The sequence below is a fragment of the Planctomycetota bacterium genome (assembly GCA_026387035.1).
GTDB lineage: Bacteria > Planctomycetota > Phycisphaerae > FEN-1346 > FEN-1346 > JAPLMM01.
The window spans coordinates 1-2,732 of record JAPLMM010000024.1 but is presented as its reverse complement, the minus strand read 5'-3'; the positions used below and the strand labels follow the sequence as shown (position 1 = coordinate 2,732).

2 protein-coding genes are annotated in these 2,732 nt (G+C 65.6%); both read right to left on the bottom strand.

Going from position 1 to position 2,732, the window contains the following annotated elements; translation table 11 throughout:
- The coding region (locus tag NTX40_00705; GenBank protein MCX5647613.1) for a PAS domain S-box protein at positions 1-1,581 on the bottom strand (1,581 nt) is incomplete at its 3' end.
- 36 nt (positions 1,582-1,617) lie between these two features.
- Positions 1,618-2,571, bottom strand: coding sequence for an aldolase catalytic domain-containing protein (locus NTX40_00700; GenBank protein ID MCX5647612.1), 954 nt, complete (start codon positions 2,569-2,571; stop codon positions 1,618-1,620).
- Positions 2,572-2,732 lie beyond the last annotated feature (161 nt).

The window sequence follows — 2,732 nt, the reverse complement described above, 5'->3', positions numbered from 1 at the left end:
GGGGAGGTCTTCGTCGACGAAGGCGCCGGCGAGGTACTGGCGGTCGGCGTGGATGGAGCCGGTGACGAGCGTGATGGTGCCGGGCGAGTCGCCGATGGCCTCGGAGGCGTTCGTCAGGAGGTTCATGACAACCTGGCGGATTTGCGTGGCGTCGGCGAGGATGGGCGGCGAGTCGGGGGCGAGGTGGAGGTCGAGGGCGACGTGTCGCGGGATGGAGACGCGCAGGAGGTCGGCGGTGTCGCGCACAAGGTCGGAGAGGTTGGCCGCCACAATCTGGAACTTCCCTTTGCCGGAGTAGGCGAGGAGTTGGTTCGTCAGGTCGCGGGCGCGGAGGGCGGCCTGTTCGATCTGTTCGCAGTACGGCCGGAGGGGGGAGTCGGGGGGCATTTCCAGATGCGCCAGGCCGGCGTTTCCGAGGATGCCGACGAGGAGGTTGTTGAAATCGTGGGCGATGCCGCCCGCCAGGACGCCAAGGCTCTCGAGTTTCTGTGCGTCGCGGACTCTCGCTTCGAGCCTGCGCCGTTCCTCCTCCGCACGCCGCAGTTCCGTAATGTCGAGTGCGACTTCGACGGCGCCGGCAATGTTCCCCTCCGCGTCGCGAAAGGGATACCCCTTGATGAACCAGTACCGCCCGTCCTCCGACGGGAGTTCCGCTACCCCGGCCTCTCCGGTCTCAAGGGCCTTGTGAACGGGGCAGCCGGGGCACGGCTCGGTGCGGGGGTGAAACACGGTGTAGCACAGACGTCCGACGAGTTGGTCGGGCGTCGCGCCGACGTACTCCGCCACAGCGCGGTTGGCCCAGATGATGCGGTGGCGGGTGTCCTGGAAGAGGACCTGCTCGGCGACGCTGGAGAGGATGAGGTCTTTTTCGCGTTCGGATTTGCGGAGGGCTTCCTGGGCGCAGCGTTGCTCGGTGACGTCGTGAGCGACGATCTGGGCCGCCGGCCGGCCCTGCCATTCGATCGGCTGCCCACGAACCTCGACCCAGGACACTGAACCGTCGGGGCGGGCAATGCGGTCCAACGCAACGCCCACCAGGGCCGCCGCCGCCTCGTTGGCGTGGACGACCCGGCCGTCGGCGACAATGGCGATGGCGTCCAGGCTCTGCTCGAAGAGCGTGCGGTAGCGCTGTTCGCTCTCGCGGAGGGCTTCCTCGGCGAGGACGCGCTCGGTGACATCGCGCCCGACCCCCTGGTACTCGACCACCCGGCCCGCCGAATCGAACAGCGCCCGGTTCGTCCACTGCATCCACCGGATCTGGCCGCCGGGGACGATGACGCGATGCTCATGGGTCGCAAGAGGCTGGTCCGGCGTCAGGGAGGCGAAGTGGTCGGCGACGCGCTCCTGGTCCTCGGGCGGAATGAGAGGCATGAACGACTGGCCGACGACTTCCTCGCGCCGCTTGCCGAAATAGCGGCAATAGGCGTCGTTGACGAAAGTGATTCGGCCGTCGGGAAGCCACCGGCAGATGAACTCCGCCTGCTGTTCGACGACCGCGCGGTACTGGGCCTCGGACCGTCGGAGGGCCTCGAGTTCTTCGAGGAGTTGGGCCTTGGTCTTTCCTGTATCCTGCATCGGCATCCCCCACCCTTCGAGATACATTATACACGCCGGCGGCTACTCCACAAGTTCCAGCATCTTGTCGTAGAAGGTGCGGTAATCGTCGCGGCCGGCCGACTTCAGCATCGCCATGGCGGCGCGCGGGTGCTGATTCAGGATGCCGGTGATCACGTAGGGAATCATGTAGCCCCACTCGATTTCTTTCTGGAGCGGCATGACGGTGTGGACGACGCAGTCGAGGACGGGGCGGATGTTGAACTTCGGGTTCTTGAGGAACCCGAGGAGGAGTTCCGTGGGGCAGTTGCCGGCGGCCCGGCCAAGGCCGTAGATCGTCCCATCGAGAAAGTTGGCGCCCTTGATGATGCCCTCGACGGTGTTGGCGAAGGCGAGTTGCTGGTTGTTGTGGAAGTGGACGCCGACCTCAATCCCCTCGCCCAGGATGCGTTTGTACTTTTCGACGAAGAAGTCCACCTGCTCGGAATAGAGGGCTCCGAAGGAATCGACGACGTAGCAGGCGGCGATGCCGGTCTCCTCGCGGATCTGTTCCAGCGCGGGGTCCAGGTCGAAGTCCGGTTCCGTCGAGATGGACATGATGTTGATGGTCGTCTGGTAGCCCTTCGCCCGCGCCGCGTTCTCGATGGCGATCGCCTTGTCAATGTCCTTGACGTACGTGGCGACGCGGACCGTGTCCACGACCGAGTCCTTCTTTTCCAAAAGGTCCTCCGCCGAGGCCTTGTGGGCGTCCTGCATGACGGCGATCTTTGTGCCGGGGTTTTCGATGCCGTCGGTCGCCCGCCTGAGGTCTTCCTCGTCGCAGAACCGCCAGGGGCCGAACTCGTCAGGGGAGAACATCTCTTTGGAGTTGCGGTACCCCAGTTCCACGTAATCGATGCCCGCCTCGCAGCACGCGCGATAGACGGCCCGGACGGTCTCCAGGCTGAAGTGCGAATCGTTCGCCAATCCGCCGTCGCGGATGGTGCAATCGAGAACCTTAATCTGTGGTCGAAACATGCTCACTCCTTTGCTCGGGTCCGCCGCCGCGGCTGGTCCCGGGTGCTTGCCTCGCCAGACCGCCAGGCCTGGGCCACGGCTTCGGCCACGGCCGCGTGGGCAGCCGCGTCGAGGATAGACGGCAGCAGAAGGCCCTCCGTGGCCTGCCCTGCGATGGCCTT